Genomic DNA, 14,706 nt, shown 5'->3' with positions numbered 1-14,706 from the left:
GTGCCGAGCGCGGACTTCCACCGCCCCACCGGCATCGATCACCCACGCCGACCCGTCGAAGGACCACTGAGCGACCGAACATCCCGGGCCGCACCCCCACCTGCACCCGAACACATCGGACACCACTCCAATGCCGCAGGGCCCCACCGAGACCAAAACAGGCCCGGCGCCATTGCGCCGTGCCCGGCTAGCGCTGACGGCCCCTAAAACCGCCTCATAACGGCCACCAGACCCAGCCCGTCGTGCCCGGCTGTTGCTGGTGGTCGTGTCGGCGGCCTTGATACCACCGTGGGCACCAGCCGGGGCCAGGCGTGTGCTGCTAGCGCCCCGGGAACGTGGGGTATCGCGTGGCTGGTGGCGTACCGGGGATGGGCACCTCCGCCGGCAAACCGGAACGGACCGGCTGCCGGGACCGGACGACCGCATTCCGGTGCGGTCGTGCCCGGCCGCGGGCAGTGCATGACGTGGCCAACCGCAACCAGCCGCCGGGTCCGCCTGGCCGCCGCCCCAGCCATCCGCCAAACCTGACGATGGTTCGCGGGTGTCGACGCCGGGCGCCCCGGCCGCGAGCAGCGCAGGCCTGCCCGTGCCCGCGGCCGCAAGCACAGGAGCAAGCGCTCCGCGAGCACCCTCCAAGATCGACTAAAGCTGAGTGGCGTCGGCGGCGGCTCGGCTGGTGCTGGCGGCTGCCTGGACGGGCGTGAGGGGACCGTGAGCGCCAGCCGGAGTCGTGAGGCGCGCCGCGGGCTACGCAGGCTCGGGAGAGGCGCGCGGTGGGCTGCGGAGGCTCGGGAGGGGCGTGCGGTGGGCTGTGGCGGGTGGTTGGCGGATGGGGGGTGGCTGAGAGCGCCTACGGTCGGGTCTCATGACACCGGACGATTCGGCCGCGCAGAGCAGAGCAGCCTCCATCTATGCCGCGATTGCGGTGGTTGGGCTGATGGCGCTCTCCGGTGTGTTCAGTTTTCTCGGTGCGGCGGCGTTCGTCTTCGCCGGTGATGGCTGTGCCGACCACGACACTCGCTTCATCTGTACGACGTTCGGGCTGAACTTCGTCGCGGCCGGGCCGTTCTGGGCCGGTGTCGCCGGTGTGGTGATCGCGCTGGCGTCGAGCCTGGCCAAGCCCGGGGCGCGCGGGCTCGGTATCGCGGTCGGCTACGCCGTCAGCATCGCCGGTTTCCTGATCTGCTGGATGATCGCCGTGGCGGGCTGACCGGCGCCGGCCCGCCACGACGGGCGGGCCAGCAGCGAGCCGACCACAGAGCTGGCCCGCCGACCCGCCACAGGCCCGGCCATATGCACGGCAGGCAGCTCGGCCACAGACACGGCCCGCCGTGCACCTGACCGGCCTGGTCGGCGGGCCGACCACAGGCACGGTCCCCTGGCTGGCCCCGACCCACCGACCCCGGCCACAGGTGCGGTCCCCCGGCTGGCCTGATGCCACAGGTGCGGCCTGGCGGCCGGGCAGGGGGCCGACCGGCCCAGCACGCCCGCGCCGTGCGGGCGTGGGTGGACTGGGCGGGGAGGGGTCAGTCGTGTTGGTGGGTGAGGGTGGCTGGGGCCGGGGAGATCGGCGCGTTGACTGACGGGTCCTGGTGGGTGAGGCGGCTGGGCCACCACATCCAGCGGCCGATGTCCAGGTTCAGTGCGGTGACCAGCACCGACCGGACGACCAGGGTGTCCAGCAGGACGCCGAACGCGACCGCGAAGCCGATCTCGGCGAAGGCCACCAGCGGGAGGCTGCCGAGCGCCGCGAACGTGCCGGCCAGCACGATGCCGGCCGAGGTGATCACTCCGCCGGTGGCGGCCAGGCCGATCAGGGCGCCACGGCGGGTGCCGTGTTCGCGGGCCTCCTCGCGGACCCGGGTCATCAGGAAGATGTTGTAGTCGATGCCGAGCGCGACCAGGAAGACGAAGACGAACAGCGGGAACGAGGTGTCCTCCCCGGCGAAGCCGAACACGTGCCGGAAGATCAGCGCGCTGACCCCGAGGGCGGCCGCGAACGACAGCACCACGGTGGCGATCAGGATCAGCGGGGCGACCAGGGACCGCAGCAGGATGCCGAGGATGACCAGCACGACCAGCAGCACCAACGGGATGATCAGCCGGTTGTCGTGTTTGTTGGCCTCGTTGATGTCGTACATCATCGCGGTCATCCCGCCGACCTTGGCGTCGGCGCCCGGGATCGGATGCACGGCGTCCCGGACCGCGAGCACGGTGTCCTCCGCGGCCGGACTGTCCGGAGCGGATTGCAGGGTGCCCTCGAACTGCACCAGACCGTTCTTGGTCACCGGGTCGCTGACCTCGCTGATCCCGGGCACCCCGGCGAACGCGGTGCGGACCGCGCTCTGCTGAGCCTCGTTCGCGATCACCACGACCGGCTGTCCCTGCCCGGCCGGGAAGTGCCGGGCGAGCACCTCGAGGCCGGCCACCGACGGTTGTTCGCTGGTGAACGAGTCCTCCTGGCTCAGGCCGTTCGCGTTGAGCTGCAGCAGGCCGAGCGCCATCGCGCCGAGCACCACCGAGGTGGTCACCCAGACCGTGCGCGGGCGCCGGGCGATCCGGGTGCCCACCCGGGACCAGAAGCCGGTCGCGCTCGGCTCGGGCGTGCCGAAGCGCGGGCGCACCGGCCAGAACAGCCACCGGCCGCAGATCACCAGCAGGGCCGGCAGCAGCGACATCATCGCGAGCAGGCCGACCACGATGCCGAGCGCGGCGACCGGCCCGAGACCGCTCGTGGAGTTCACCTCGGCGAGCATCAGGCAGGACATCCCGATCGCCACGGTCGCGGCGCTGGCGATGATCGCCGGGCCGGCCCGGTGCAGGGCGAACATCATCGCCTCGTGCCGGTCGGCGTGCCGGCGCAACTCCTCGCGGTAGCGGGCGACGAGCAGCAGGGCGTAGTCGGTGCCGGCGCCGAAGACCAGGACGGTGAGAATGCCGGCGCTCTGCGCGTTGACCACCAGGCCGGCGTTCTTGGCGAGCAGGTAGATCACCGCTTGGGCGGTGGTCAGCGCGACGCCGGCCGTGATGATCGGAAGCAGCCACAGGACCGGGCTCCGGTACGTCACCAGCAGGATCACGGCGACCACGATCAGGGTGGTGTAGAGCAGGGTGCCGTCGATGCCCTCGAACGCGCTCGCCGAGTCGGCGGCCACACCGGCCGGCCCGGTCAGGTGCACGGTCAGGCCGTTCTCCCCCGTACCGGAAATGGTCTTGATCTGATCGACGACGCCGGCGATCTTGTCCCAGCCGTCGGCGTCGACCTTGATCGGCGCGATGACCTGGAGCGCCTCCTTGTCCTGCGACGGGATCGGGCCGACCACCTCGCCGGTCACGCCGGGCACCGCGGCGATCGCCTTGGCGTCGGCGGCGGCTTTCTGCTGGTCGGCCGGGGTGATCCCGCCGAGGCGCTCGTAGACCAGGATGGCCGGCACGATGTCGTCCGGCGAGAACTGTTTCTGCAGGTCGGCGACCTGGGTGGCTTCTGCGCCGCCGGGCAGCCAGGACGCGTTGTCGTTCTTCTCGACGCTGCCCAGTTTGCCGGCCAGCCCCCCGGCGAAGACCAGGACCACGATCCACAGTGCCAGCACGATCCATTTGCTGCGCCGGCCGCTGACCAGCCGGGCGAAGGTTCCGGTTGTCATCGCTCTCCCCCAAAACGCGTGAACCCGCGGAGCGTATGCAGGGAAGAAGATCGATCTGAACCCCGAGACGAGTCAGATCAGGGATTCCTCAGGGGCGGGTACTCCGTTCGGCTTATGATCACGCGGGTCCGGTACGGACGGCGGCGTACGTGGGATACCGGCATAATCGTCCGGTGACCAATTGGGAGTATGCGCGGCTGGAGTACCGCGCGGCGGGCACGCTGGGCACCGACCGGTTCATGGACTGGACCGCGACGTTCCATCACCCGGGTGGGGTGCTGCGCTGGGGCACCGACGAACGCTTCGACGATTTGCGCCATATGAATCGGGCGGGTGCGGCCGGGTGGCAGGCCTACGACCGCGCGGTGATCCACGTGAAGGACGAACCCCATCGACTGAGCAGCGTGACGTATTCGATGCGCCGCCCGGTCCCGACCGACATCCCCTAGTTACCCTTCGGGGGTGGCCAAGGAGACCGGGACCAAGCTGATCGCCTCGAACAAGAAGGCGCGTCACGACTACGCGATCCTCAAGACGTACGAGGCGGGCCTGGTGCTGGCCGGCACCGAGGTGAAATCGCTGCGCCTGGGCCGCGCGTCGCTGGTCGACGCGTTCGCCCAGGAGCACGAGGGCGAGCTGATGCTGTACGGCCTGCACGTGGCCGAGTACGGCTTCGGCAGCTGGACCAACCACGCCCCGCGCCGCACCCGGAAACTGCTGCTGCACAAGGTCGAGATCATCAAGATCCTGAACACCCTGCGGGACGGCACCGGGCTCACCCTGGTGCCGCTCTCGATGTATTTCAAGGACGGCTGGGTGAAGGTCGAGCTGGGCATCGCCCGCGGCCTCAAGTCCTGGGACAAGCGGCAGGTGCTGGCCCAGCGCGACGCCCAGAAGGAGATCGCCAAGGAGATGGGCCGACGTCTCAAAGGCGCCCGCCGATAAACTCTTGATCATGAAGTTCGGTCTCGACACGTTCGGCGACGTCACCGCCGATACGTCGTACGCTCAAGTCATCCGCAACGTGGTCGAACAGGCGGTCCTGGCCGACCGCCTGGGTGTCGACGCCTTCGGCGTCGGCGAGCACCACCGCGACGATTTCGCCATCTCGTCCCCGGAGATCGTGCTGGCCGCGATCGCCGCCCGGACCGAGCGGATCACGGTGGGCACCGCGGTCACGGTCCTGAGCTCCGACGATCCGGTACGCGTGTTCGAGCGCTTCGCCACCCTGGACGCGGTGTCGAACGGCCGCGCGGAGATCATCCTCGGGCGTGGCTCGTTCACCGAGTCGTTCCCGCTGTTCGGGTACGACCTCGGCGACTACGAGCGGCTCTTCGAGGAGAAGACCGAGCTGATGGCGGAACTGCTCGCCGAGAAGCCGGTCACCTGGTCCGGCACGGTCCGCCCGCCGTTGACCGGCCAGAGCGTGTTCCCGAAGACCGAGTCCGGACGGATCAACACCTGGATCGGCGTCGGCGGGAGCCCCGAGTCGGTGATCCGCGCCGCCGGCTACGGCCTGCCGCTCTGCTTGGCGATCATCGGTGGCGAGCCGGCCCGGTTCGCGCCGTACGTCGACCTCTACCACCGCGCGCTCAAGGAACTCGGCCAGCCCGAGCAGCCGATCGCGGTGCACTGCCCCGGCTTCGTGGCGGCCACCGACGACGAGGCGGTCGATCTGCTCTGGCCGCACGCCCGCACGATGCTGGACCGGATCGGCCGGGAACGCGGCTGGCCGCCGATCACCCGGGACCGGTTCGAGGACGACGTGACCGAGGGCGCCTGGCACGTCGGCTCACCGGAGACGGTGGCCCGCAAGGTCGCCGCCACCATCCAGGCGCTGGGGATTCAGCGGTTCGATCTGAAGTACGCCCACGGCAGCCTGCCGCACGAGCACCTGATGACCGCTGTCGAACTCTACGGCTCGCAGGTCATCCCCCGGGTGCGGGAGATCCTGGCCGGCTGACCGGCCTGCTGAGTCGTGAGGGCCGGCCGGGCCGGCCCTCACACCCCTCACACCTACTTGAGCACGCCGTACTGCTCGCACTTGGCGACGAACTTCGGAGTGCACAGTTCCTTGGTGGTGACGTAGCCCTCGGTCACCAGCGACTTGACCTTGCCGGCCGTGATCGGGGTCGGGATCAGCAGGACGGACGGCACGTAGGCGCCCGTCTCCGGGTCCTTCACCTTGTCGTTGGCCGTCTTCTTCTGGCCCTTGACGATGCCGATCGCCAGGTCGGCGGCCGCTTCGGCCTCCTTCTTGGTGGCCTTGTACACCGTCATGCACTGGTCGCCGACGAGGATGTTCTGCAGGCCCTGCACGGTGGCGTCCTGGCCGGTGACCGGGACCTTGCCGTTCAGGCGCTTGGTGCGGAGCACCTCGATGGCGGCGTTGCCGAGGCCGTCGTTGGCGGCGAGCACGCCGTCGATGTTCGGCCACTGCTTCAGCATCTGCGTGAAGATCGCCTTGCCCTCGTCGTTGTCCCACTCCGGGACGAACTGGTCGGGGCCCTTGGTGAACTCGCCGTTGTCGTACTTGGTCTGCAGGATCGAGTCGTACCCGTCCTTGAACAACGTGGCGTTGTTGTCGGTGGGCGACCCGTTCAGCTCGGCGACCACCGGCTTGCCGCTCGCCGCCTTCGCCTGCATGCAGCTCATCAGGCCCTGTGCCTGCTGGATGCCGACCTGCTCGTTGTTGAAGCTGACGTAGTAGTCGGCGTTGCCGTTGAGGGTGAGCCGGTCGTAGTCGATCACCGGGATCTTGCGGGCGTGGGCGTTATCGATCACGGCCTTGCCACTGGCCGAGTCGAGGTTCGCGATCACCAGCACCTTGACGCCGCCGTCGAGCATCTTGTCGGCGATCGCCTTGAACGCCTCCTTGTCACCCTCAGCGTTCTTGATCTCGTAGGGGACGTTGGCCTTCTCGAACGCGGCCTTCAGGTAGTTCGGGTCGTCCTTGCCCCACCGGGCGGAGGTCTTGAGGTCCGGCAGGATGACTCCGACGCCGTTCCGGCCCTTGCCCGTGATCGACACCGACACGTTGGAGGTGCTGGTGTCGTCGCTGGAGTCACCGCTGCCCGAGCCGTCATCACAGGCCGTAAGCGTGACCGACGTCATCAGGCCGGCAGCGACAAGTGCGAACAGTGCCTTGCGCATGGCAGTTGAAGTCCTCTCAGGGGTGTATCCCGACCAGCGGGGGGGTCGCCGGACGGTCGGCCCAGTATCAACCTGAGCGCCTCGGCCGCAACATCGGGTGCAGGCCTGAGGGGAAGATTATTCACTTCGCCCGGCGTCACCGGCAAGGCATCACGGACGGTATTGACAACTTCCTTTTTCCGGAACCACGTAACCGGTGCTTAACGTGCCACGGCGGCCCGCTTCTGCGGACCGCCGCGACAACGATCTTCGGCCGAACGGGCCGTTCTCAGGCCAGCCGGCGCCGGATCCACCAGACCGAGAAGGCCGACAGGGTCATGGTGAGCACGATCAGCAGGCCGAACTCCCGCCACTGCAGGGTCCAGAACTTCGCGTCCGGAATATAGACCAACTTCGTGCTGAGGTGCTGCGCGGCGATCCAGTCCGGGCAGGTCAGCCGCTCGTTGGGCGCTTCCGGGCCGCACTTGGTGGAGTCCGACGGGCCGACGAACTCGGTGCCGGACGGCGTCACCACGGTGGTCGACAGGACCCAGCCGTCGCGCTCCTCGGGCATCGGTTCCAGACGTAACTCTTTGGTCTCCATGCTGTACGACATCCCCATCCGCGCCGTCGGGTCCAGCGCGGTGAGCGTGGTGGTCGGTGTCACCAGCAGCGGGCGGACCAGCAGCGGAACGGCCAGTTGCAGCCCGGCGATCACCACGAGGGTGACCGCCATGGCCGTCAGGGTGCGGCGCAGCAGCAGACCGGCGGTGACACCCAGCACGAAGGCCAGTGCCGCGTACCCGATCGGCACCACCCCGCGGGCCGGGAAGGTGGTCGGCAGGATCCGTTCGCCGTTGGCGGCGTCGATCAGGTGCGCCCACCGGCCCAGCGCCAGACTGACCAGGCCGGCCCCGAGCGCCGCGGCCAGCCCGCCGCCGAGCAGCTTGACCAGCAGCCAGCGGCCCCGGCCGATCGACTGGCTGAAGACCATCCGGTACGTGCCGGTCTCCAGCTCACGGGCCACCAGCGGCGCGCCCCAGAAGATGCCCACCACGGCCGGCAGCACGACCAGGGTCGCCAGGCCGCCGTAGTAGACCGGTTTGGCCTGGCCGTACCGCAGCGCGGAGAGGAACGTGTCGGCAGCCTGGGCGCAGGCGTCGGCGCCCTGACAGCCGGTGAACCCGGCGTCCAGGGCGGCGTCGGTCACCTGGGTCCAGGTCAGCGCCATCCCGGCCAGGAGCACCAGCAGCAGACCGCCGGTGGCCAGCACCGGGGTCCGGAACTGCCGCCAGGTCAACCAGATCATCGCTGTCCCTCCAGCACGCGTCCGGAGCCGGCCGCCCCGCTCATGTACGCCAGCACGATGTCCTCCAGGTCCAGCCGGTCGACCTGCCAGGACGGGTCGTCGATCGGCGCGGTGCTGCGCACCACCAGGGTCGACTGCTTGGCGGTGTGGCTCTCCTCGACCACCGTCCGGCCGGCGCCCAGGCCGGCCGGATCGCGCCGCGGCCCGGCCAGCCGGTGATGGCTGGCGAGCAGGTCGTCCACGTCGCCGGCCACCCGGACTTTCGAGGCGACCAGCACGATCAGGTGGTCGCAGACCCGTTCCAGGTCGGCCACCAGGTGCGAGGACATCACGATGCTCATCCCGGTGGCGGCCAGCTCCATCAGGCCCTGCAGGAACGTCCGCCGGGCCAGCGGGTCGAGCGCCGCCACCGGCTCGTCGAGCAGCAGCAGCTCGGGCCGTTTCGCGGCGGCGATGGTCAGGGCCAGCTGGGCGCGCTGGCCGCCGGAGAGCTTGCCCGCCTTCTGCGCCGGGTCCAGCCCGACCTGGGCGATCCGCTGCTCGGCGAGCGCGGCGTCCCAGGACGGGTTGAGGTGCGCGCCCATCCGCAGGTGCTCGGCGACGGTCAGCCCGGCGTAGACCGGGGTGTCCTGCGCGACGAACCCGACCCGCGGCGAGCCGCTGACCGGCCGCTCGCCGAGCACGTCGATCCGCCCCGCGGTCGGATCGAGGAGCCCGCAGGCGAGCAGCAGCAGCGTGGACTTGCCGGCGCCGTTCGGGCCGACCAGGCCGACGACGTGGCCGGCCGGGATGTCGAGGGTGCAGTCGGCCAGGGCGGTGCGCCGCCCGTACTTCTTGGTGAGGCCCGTGGCAATGAGCGCGCTAGTCATGCTCGGGCCTCCGAAAACGTCCGGAAGGCGCTGAGGAAGAGCGCTTCGACGCTCTCGTCGTCGAGGCCGGCCTCCCGGGCCTCGGCGAGCCAGCGCTCCAGGTCGCGCCGCAGCGGCTCGTGCCGGCTCAGCGAATCGGCGCCGAGCGTGCGGGTGACGAACGTGCCGAGGCCGGGACGGGCGGTGACCAGGCCTTCGTACTCCAGCTCGCGGTACGCCTTCGACACGGTGTTCGGGTTGATCGCGACCCGGGCCACCACCTCCTTGACGGTGGGCAGCTTGTCGCCCTCGGTCAGCACGCCGAGCCGCAGCGCGTGCCGGACCTGCTGGATGAGCTGCATGTACGGCGCGACCCCGGACCGCGAATCCAGATGGAACTCGATCATCTCGCTTCCCCATTCCACTAGTTGCCTAGTAGATTAGGGCCAGCAAAAAGGCGGCCGGAAGGGCCGCCTTTCGCAGATGGCGCGAACTACCAGTTCACGGCGATGTATTTGGACTCCAGGTATTCCAACAGGCCCTCGTGGCCGCCCTCGCGGCCGATGCCGCTCTGCTTCACCCCGCCGAACGGGGCGGCCGGGTCGCTGACCAGGCCCCGGTTCAGGCCGACCATGCCGGCCTCGATCGCCTCGCTGACCCGCAGGCCGCGCGCCAGATCCTTGGTGTAGACGTACGCCACCAGGCCGAACTCGGTGTCGTTGGCCAGCCGGACGGCCTCGTCGTCGCCGGTGAACGTGACGATCGGCGCGACCGGGCCGAAGATCTCCTCGCGCAGGATCGCCGCGTCCGGGGCCACCCCGGTCAGCACGGTCGGCGGGTAGTAGAAGCCCGGCCCGTCCGGGCGGGTGCCGCCGGTGACCGCCGACGCGCCGGCCGCCAGCGCGCCCTGCACCAGCGCGTCCACCTTCGCCACGGTGTCCTCGTTGACCAGCGGGCCGACCTGCGTCTTCTCGTCGGTGCCGGGGCCCACCACCAGCGCCGACATCCGCTGGGCCAGCCGCCGGGAGAACTCGTCGGCGACACCGGCCTCGACGAAGAACCGGTTCGCGGCGGTGCACGCCTCGCCGCCGTTGCGCATCTTGGCGATCATCGCGCCCTCGATCGCGGCGTCCAGGTCGGCGTCCGCGAAGACCACGAACGGCGCGTTGCCGCCGAGCTCCATCGAGGTGTTCACGACATTTTCCGCGGCCTGCGCGAGCAGGATCCGGCCGACCTCGGTGGAACCGGTGAACGACACCTTGCGCACCCGGGCGTCGCGCAGCATCGCCGACACGACCTTCCCGGAGCTGCGCGACGGCAGCACGTTCACCACGCCCTCGGGCACGCCGGCCTCGGTGAGGATCGCGGCCATCGCGAGCGCGGTGAGCGGGGTGTCGCTGGCCGGCTTGAGGACCACCGTGCAGCCCGCGGCGAGCGCCGGGCCGATCTTGCGGGTGGCCATCGCGGCCGGGAAGTTCCACGGCGTGACCAGCACGCACACGCCGACCGGCTGACGGGTGACCAGGATCCGGTTGGCACCGGACGGCGCGGTGGCCACGTTCCCGTCGATCCGGACCGCCTCCTCGGCGAACCAGCGGAAGAACTCGGCCGCGTAGGTCACCTCACCCTTCGCGTCGACGAGCGCCTTGCCGTTCTCCAAACTGATCAGCCGGGCCAGCTCGGCGGCGCGCTCGGTCATCAGCTCGAACGCCTTGCGGAGCACCTCACCTCGTACCCTCGGGGGTGTCGACGCCCAACCCGGGCCCGCCGCCGCGGCCGCGTCCACCGCGGCGATCGCGTCCGCCTCGCCACCGTCGGCCACCGAGGCGAGCACGTCGCCGGTCGCCGGGTCGAGCACGTCGAAACGGCGCGCCGAGGACGCCGGCACCCACTTGCCACCGATGAACAGTTCGGTCTCCACCACAGCTCCTCACGTTCGCTTGACGCCACCAGCATGGTCCGCGGCACGTGCCGTCGCCACCGATTGGCCGGGCGCCGTTCTGGGCATGTAAGAGCACATGCCCACCTTGACGCAGCGCATTCAGTCCTTCCTGCAGAGCCCGCGCGGACGCAAGCTGGTCCAGCAGGGCCGGCAGCAGCTCGCCAAGCCGGAGAACCAGCAGCGCCTCCGTGGCCTGGTCACCAAGTTCCAGAACCGGCGCCGCCCCTGATCCGGGCATACCCCCACGGGCACCTCGCCGACGGCTAGCGTGAGCTGGGTGACCGTGGGATTTCTCGGGTTGGGCACGATGGGCCGGCCGATGGCGCTCAACCTGGCCCGAGCCGGGACCGACCTGATCGTCTGGAACCGCTCCCCCGCGGCCGCCGAGGCGCTGCGGGCCGAGGGCGCCGCCGTCGCACCGGCGGTGCCCGACGTGTTCGCCCGGTCCGAGGTCGTGCTGATGATGCTGGCCGACGACCGGGTCACCGACCAGGTGCTGGACCGCGACTCCGCGGCGTTCGCCGATCTGGTCACCGGGCGCACCCTGGTCCAGATGGGCACCACCGCGCCGGCCTGGTCCCGGGGCCTGGCCGAGCAGGTCGCCGACGCCGGCGGCCACTACGTCGAGGCGCCGGTCTCCGGCTCCCGCGTCCCGGCCGAGACCGCCCAGCTGGTCGCGATGCTGGCCGGCGCGGACACCGACCTGGACGTGGTCACCCCGCTGCTGCGCCCGCTGTGCCGCGAGATCGTCCGCTGCGGCCCGGTCCCGAACGGCCTGCTGATGAAACTGGCCGTCAACACGTTCCTGATCAGCATGGTCACCGGGCTGGCCGAGGCGTTCCACTTCGCCGAACGCCACCGCCTGGACCTCGCCACCCTGCTCGCCGCCCTGGACGCCGGTCCGATGGCCAGCCCGGTCTCCCGGCTCAAGGGCCGCAAACTGCTCGACCGCGACTTCACCGCGCAGGCCTCGATCCGCGACGTGCTCTACAACAACCACCTGATCGTCGAGGCCGCCGAGACGGCCGGCATCCCGTCCCCGCTGCTCGACGCGTGCCTCGAGCTCTACGCGGAGACGTCCTCGGCCGGCCACGCATCCGACGACATGGCCGCGGTCATCCAGGCCCTCGAGATGAGGTCTCCTCATCTCTAGGCAGGCGTTTTTCTCCCGCTTCACCCTTTTACGGTACGAATAATCCAGCGCCCGTCCGTAGGCTACGAGCCACGTCCCGCCCGTGAGGCCACGCGACACCGCTTTCAGTCCGGACCACAGCGCGCCTCCCGGGGGTTGGCTGGTTCTGAGGGGCGTCTCGGGGTGCCGGAGGCACCCCTGAGAGCCAGCCAACAACCCGCGGGCGCGCTGCGGTCAGATAGCGAGCAGGGTTGCGCAGATGTCGGCGAGGGTCGGGGGTTCGAGGCGGTCCGGGAGGGTGGGGAAATCCGCGGGGTGGATCCAGCGGTGGGCCTGGAGGTCGGTCTGTTCGTAGGGGAGCAGGCCGTCGCGGCGGACCTCCGGCTGCGCGGTCGGATAGCTGGCGGCGAAGAACTGCTCCGGGCCTCGCCAGCGGCGGCCCTTCCACACCGTGTCCCGCTCGACCAGCAGGAAGTCCGGGCGGATCAGGGCCGGGTCCAGGCCGGTCTCCTCGGTCAGCTCGCGGCGGGCGGCCTGCAGCGGGGTCTCGCCCGGGTCGATGCCGCCGCCCGGCGGTTCCCAGAGGCGGCTGCCGTCGTGCGGGTCGAGCCAGTTCAGCAGGAGGATACGGCCGTCGGCGTCGTAGCAGATCACCCGGACTGCCGGGCGGTGGGCGGGCTCCATGACCGGAAGCCTAAGCTGCCTCAAGTGGCGAAGTACTTCGACGTGCACCCGGACAATCCGCAGCCCCGCAGCATTCACCAGGTGGTCGAGGTGATCCGGGGGGACGGGCTGATCGCGTACCCGACGGACTCCTGCTTCGCGCTGGGTTGCCGGATGGGCAACAAGGACGGCCTGGACCGGATCCGCTCGATCCGGCATCTGGACGACAAGCACCACTTCACGCTGATGTGCCACGACTTCGCGCAGCTCGGGCAGTTCGTGCAGATCAACAACTCGCTGTTCCGCGCGATCAAGGCGAGCACGCCGGGGCCGTTCACGTTCATCCTGCCGGCCACCAAAGAGGTGCCGCGGCGGCTGCTGCACCCGAAGAAGAAGACCGTCGGGGTGCGGATCACCGCGCACAGCACCGCGCAGGCGATCCTCGCCGAGCTGGGCGAGCCGCTGGTCTCCAGCACGCTGCTGCTGCCCGGCGAGCTGGAGCCGATGACGCAGGGCTGGGAGATCAAGGAAGCCCTGGACCACGTGGTGGACGCGGTGGTCGACTCCGGCGAGTGCGGCACCGTGCCGACCACGGTGATCGACCTGTCCGACGGGGTGCCCGAGGTGCTCCGGGTCGGCGCCGGGGATCCGGAACGCTTCAGCGACTGAGCCGCGACGACGACAAAGCTCAGTCGAACAGGGCCAGCGGGATCGCGGAGGCCAGGGCCAGCATGCCGGCGTCGCTCGGATGCAGGTGGTCGCCGCTGTCGTAGGCCGGGTAGAGCCGCTCCGGCGACGCGCCGTCCCGGACCGCCGCGTCGAAGTCGATCACCGCGTCGAACTCGCCGCTGCGCCGGATCCAGTCGTTGAGGCCGGCCCGGGTGGTCCGGTTGGCCGGGGTGTCGCGCCGGGTGCCGGCGAACGGCAGCACGGTGCCGCCGTACACGGCCAGCCCGGCCGCCCGGCCCCGCGCGATCAGCTCCCGGTGGCCGGCGATCAGCGCGCCGGCGCCGGGCACCCCGTACGCGATGTCGTTCACCCCGATCATCGTGATCAGGTAGCCGGCGCCGGGCTGGGAGAGCACGTCCCGGTCGAAGCGCCGCAGGCCGGCCGGGCCCATCGAGACGGCGAGCTTGCCCTGCCCGGTCCCGGAGCCGCCACCCGAGCCTCCGCCGGTGACCGGTGCGGGCAGGTCCGGGCCGGTGAGCAGCCGGTTGCCGCTGATCCCGGTGTTCAGCACGCCGAGCGGCCGGCCGGTCTCGCGCAGCCGGCGGGCCAGCAGGTCGGGCCAGCGGTGGTTGCCGCCCATCGTGGTGCGGGCCCCGCAGGTGATCGAGTCGCCGAACGCGACGATCGCCGAGGACCGGGCCGCGGTCCGCACGCTCACCCCGCCGAGCAGGGCGTACCGGGTGGTGACGATGCCGCCGGACGGGTCCGGGCGGTCGGCCACGTTGCCGGGCACGACCCGGTTCTTCTGCCACGCGGTCGGGTTGACCGTGCCGAGCCTGGTCCGCTCCGGCAGGTGGCAGGTGATCACCAGGTCGGCGCCCGGCTCCAGCAGCAGGTCCGGCACCGGGTCGCTGACCAGCGTGCCACCGGCCGGGAGCAGCACGTCGGCGAGACCGCCGAAGGTGACCCGGCGGATGGTGCCCGGCCGCATCGCGGTGCTGTCCCAGCCGCCGGCGCGCAGGCCGGTCCAGACCTCGCTGAGGCGCACCGGGGACGGGCCGTACTCGTTGGTCAGCCGGATCCGCGGCTCGGCGCCACCGAGGCTGAGCCGGACCACCTGGCGCAGCGTGACGTCGGCCGGCAGGGCCGGCTCGCGGGCGCCGGTGGCCGTGGAGGCCGCGGTCCAGCTGCCGGTCCAGGCCGGCCGGGACCGGGCCGGGTTGCGGGACCCGGCGGCGCCCGGCGTGGCGGCCAGCACGGCGGCGCCGGCGCCCCCGAGGAGGAGCGCGCGACGCGAGGCCGCCCGGCGGAACTGTTCGGAGAATACGTTTCGCAAGATACCGGCAAAGTAGGAAATCGGCGCAAGT

15 protein-coding genes are annotated in these 14,706 nt (G+C 70.7%); 7 read left to right on the top strand and 8 right to left on the bottom strand.

Going from position 1 to position 14,706, the window contains the following annotated elements; genetic code table 11:
* Positions 1 to 865: 865 nt before the first annotated feature.
* Positions 866 to 1,210, top strand: a complete 345-nt coding sequence (locus ADL15_RS53680; RefSeq protein ID WP_157441979.1) for a hypothetical protein — start codon at positions 866 to 868, stop codon at positions 1,208 to 1,210.
* Positions 1,211 to 1,526: 316 nt separating this feature from the next.
* On the opposite strand, the gene ADL15_RS44605 is transcribed toward ADL15_RS53680, so the two are convergent.
* Complete coding sequence (locus tag ADL15_RS44605) at positions 1,527 to 3,644, bottom strand: MMPL family transporter (protein ID WP_067705643.1); 2,118 nt, start codon at positions 3,642 to 3,644, stop codon at positions 1,527 to 1,529.
* Positions 3,645 to 3,817: 173 nt separating this feature from the next.
* On the opposite strand from ADL15_RS44605, the gene ADL15_RS44600 reads away from it, so the two are divergent.
* From ADL15_RS44600 to ADL15_RS44590, 3 genes are read left to right on the top strand one after another with little or no spacing between them, the layout of a single operon-like run.
* Complete coding sequence (locus ADL15_RS44600) at positions 3,818 to 4,093, top strand: hypothetical protein (protein WP_067705641.1); 276 nt, start codon at positions 3,818 to 3,820, stop codon at positions 4,091 to 4,093.
* Positions 4,094 to 4,106: 13 nt separating this feature from the next.
* Positions 4,107 to 4,589 carry an SsrA-binding protein SmpB gene (smpB, locus tag ADL15_RS44595; RefSeq protein ID WP_067705640.1) on the top strand — a complete coding sequence of 161 codons (483 nt, stop codon included), beginning with the start codon at positions 4,107 to 4,109 and terminating at the stop codon, positions 4,587 to 4,589.
* A gap of 10 nt (positions 4,590 to 4,599) precedes the next feature.
* Positions 4,600 to 5,607, top strand: a complete 1,008-nt coding sequence (locus ADL15_RS44590) for an LLM class flavin-dependent oxidoreductase (protein ID WP_067705638.1) — start codon at positions 4,600 to 4,602, stop codon at positions 5,605 to 5,607.
* A 53-nt stretch (positions 5,608 to 5,660) separates the two neighbouring features.
* Here the strand turns inward: ADL15_RS44590 and ADL15_RS44585 are convergent, their stop codons facing one another.
* The 5 genes from ADL15_RS44585 to ADL15_RS44565 all read right to left on the bottom strand — a co-directional run bounded on the left by ADL15_RS44585 (position 5,661) and on the right by ADL15_RS44565 (position 10,854).
* A complete protein-coding gene (locus tag ADL15_RS44585) occupies positions 5,661 to 6,797 on the bottom strand; it encodes a sugar ABC transporter substrate-binding protein (protein WP_067705636.1) in 1,137 nt (378 codons plus the stop codon).
* A gap of 268 nt (positions 6,798 to 7,065) precedes the next feature.
* Entirely contained in the window at positions 7,066 to 8,085 is a 1,020-nt protein-coding gene (locus ADL15_RS44580) for an ABC transporter permease subunit (protein ID WP_067705634.1), read from the bottom strand.
* Positions 8,082 to 8,954 carry an ABC transporter ATP-binding protein gene (locus ADL15_RS44575; protein WP_067705632.1) on the bottom strand — a complete coding sequence of 291 codons (873 nt, stop codon included), beginning with the start codon at positions 8,952 to 8,954 and terminating at the stop codon, positions 8,082 to 8,084. Before ADL15_RS44575 ends, ADL15_RS44580 begins: the two co-directional genes overlap by 4 nt.
* Positions 8,951 to 9,340 (bottom strand): GntR family transcriptional regulator, encoded by a 390-nt coding sequence (locus tag ADL15_RS44570; protein WP_067705630.1) that lies wholly within the window; start codon positions 9,338 to 9,340, stop codon positions 8,951 to 8,953. Before ADL15_RS44570 ends, ADL15_RS44575 begins: the two co-directional genes overlap by 4 nt.
* An 86-nt stretch (positions 9,341 to 9,426) precedes the next feature.
* The gene (locus ADL15_RS44565) at positions 9,427 to 10,854 is read right to left on the bottom strand and encodes an NAD-dependent succinate-semialdehyde dehydrogenase (protein ID WP_067705628.1); all 1,428 of its coding nucleotides are present in this window, start codon (positions 10,852 to 10,854) and stop codon (positions 9,427 to 9,429) included.
* Positions 10,855 to 10,951: 97 nt separating this feature from the next.
* Between ADL15_RS44565 and ADL15_RS54745 the strand changes: the two genes are divergently transcribed.
* The gene (locus ADL15_RS54745; protein WP_198171279.1) at positions 10,952 to 11,104 is read left to right on the top strand and encodes a hypothetical protein; all 153 of its coding nucleotides are present in this window, start codon (positions 10,952 to 10,954) and stop codon (positions 11,102 to 11,104) included.
* A 39-nt stretch (positions 11,105 to 11,143) separates the two neighbouring features.
* Positions 11,144 to 12,028 carry an NAD(P)-dependent oxidoreductase gene (locus ADL15_RS44560; RefSeq protein WP_083972508.1) on the top strand — a complete coding sequence of 295 codons (885 nt, stop codon included), beginning with the start codon at positions 11,144 to 11,146 and terminating at the stop codon, positions 12,026 to 12,028.
* Between the two features lie 213 nt (positions 12,029 to 12,241).
* Here the strand turns inward: ADL15_RS44560 and ADL15_RS44555 are convergent, their stop codons facing one another.
* The gene (locus ADL15_RS44555) at positions 12,242 to 12,691 is read right to left on the bottom strand and encodes an NUDIX hydrolase (RefSeq protein ID WP_067705625.1); all 450 of its coding nucleotides are present in this window, start codon (positions 12,689 to 12,691) and stop codon (positions 12,242 to 12,244) included.
* A 24-nt stretch (positions 12,692 to 12,715) separates the two neighbouring features.
* On the opposite strand from ADL15_RS44555, the gene ADL15_RS44550 reads away from it, so the two are divergent.
* Positions 12,716 to 13,339 carry an L-threonylcarbamoyladenylate synthase gene (locus ADL15_RS44550; RefSeq protein WP_067705623.1) on the top strand — a complete coding sequence of 208 codons (624 nt, stop codon included), beginning with the start codon at positions 12,716 to 12,718 and terminating at the stop codon, positions 13,337 to 13,339.
* 19 nt (positions 13,340 to 13,358) lie between these two features.
* Here the strand turns inward: ADL15_RS44550 and ADL15_RS44545 are convergent, their stop codons facing one another.
* Positions 13,359 to 14,675, bottom strand: a complete 1,317-nt coding sequence (locus tag ADL15_RS44545; protein WP_067705620.1) for an SGNH/GDSL hydrolase family protein — start codon at positions 14,673 to 14,675, stop codon at positions 13,359 to 13,361.
* Positions 14,676 to 14,706 lie beyond the last annotated feature (31 nt).

Source organism: Actinoplanes awajinensis subsp. mycoplanecinus (assembly GCF_001509495.1).
GTDB lineage: Bacteria > Actinomycetota > Actinomycetes > Mycobacteriales > Micromonosporaceae > Actinoplanes > Actinoplanes palleronii.
The sequence above is the reverse complement of the archived record's forward strand: the minus strand, read 5'-3'. Positions and strand labels throughout refer to the sequence as shown.

Bases quoted from the DNA above. Each gene is read 5' to 3' on its own strand.
- ADL15_RS53680 (WP_157441979.1), top strand. From the start codon at position 866: ATGACACCGGACGATTCGGCCGCGCAGAGCAGAGCAGCCTCCATCTAT.
- ADL15_RS44605 (WP_067705643.1), bottom strand. From the start codon at position 3,644: ATGACAACCGGAACCTTCGCCCGGCTGGTCAGCGGCCGGCGCAGCAAA.
- ADL15_RS44590 (WP_067705638.1), top strand. From the start codon at position 4,600: ATGAAGTTCGGTCTCGACACGTTCGGCGACGTCACCGCCGATACGTCG.
- ADL15_RS44585 (WP_067705636.1), bottom strand. From the start codon at position 6,797: ATGCGCAAGGCACTGTTCGCACTTGTCGCTGCCGGCCTGATGACGTCG.
- ADL15_RS44580 (WP_067705634.1), bottom strand. From the start codon at position 8,085: ATGATCTGGTTGACCTGGCGGCAGTTCCGGACCCCGGTGCTGGCCACC.
- ADL15_RS44575 (WP_067705632.1), bottom strand. From the start codon at position 8,954: ATGACTAGCGCGCTCATTGCCACGGGCCTCACCAAGAAGTACGGGCGG.
- ADL15_RS44570 (WP_067705630.1), bottom strand. From the start codon at position 9,340: ATGATCGAGTTCCATCTGGATTCGCGGTCCGGGGTCGCGCCGTACATG.
- ADL15_RS54745 (WP_198171279.1), top strand. From the start codon at position 10,952: ATGCCCACCTTGACGCAGCGCATTCAGTCCTTCCTGCAGAGCCCGCGC.
- ADL15_RS44555 (WP_067705625.1), bottom strand. From the start codon at position 12,691: ATGGAGCCCGCCCACCGCCCGGCAGTCCGGGTGATCTGCTACGACGCC.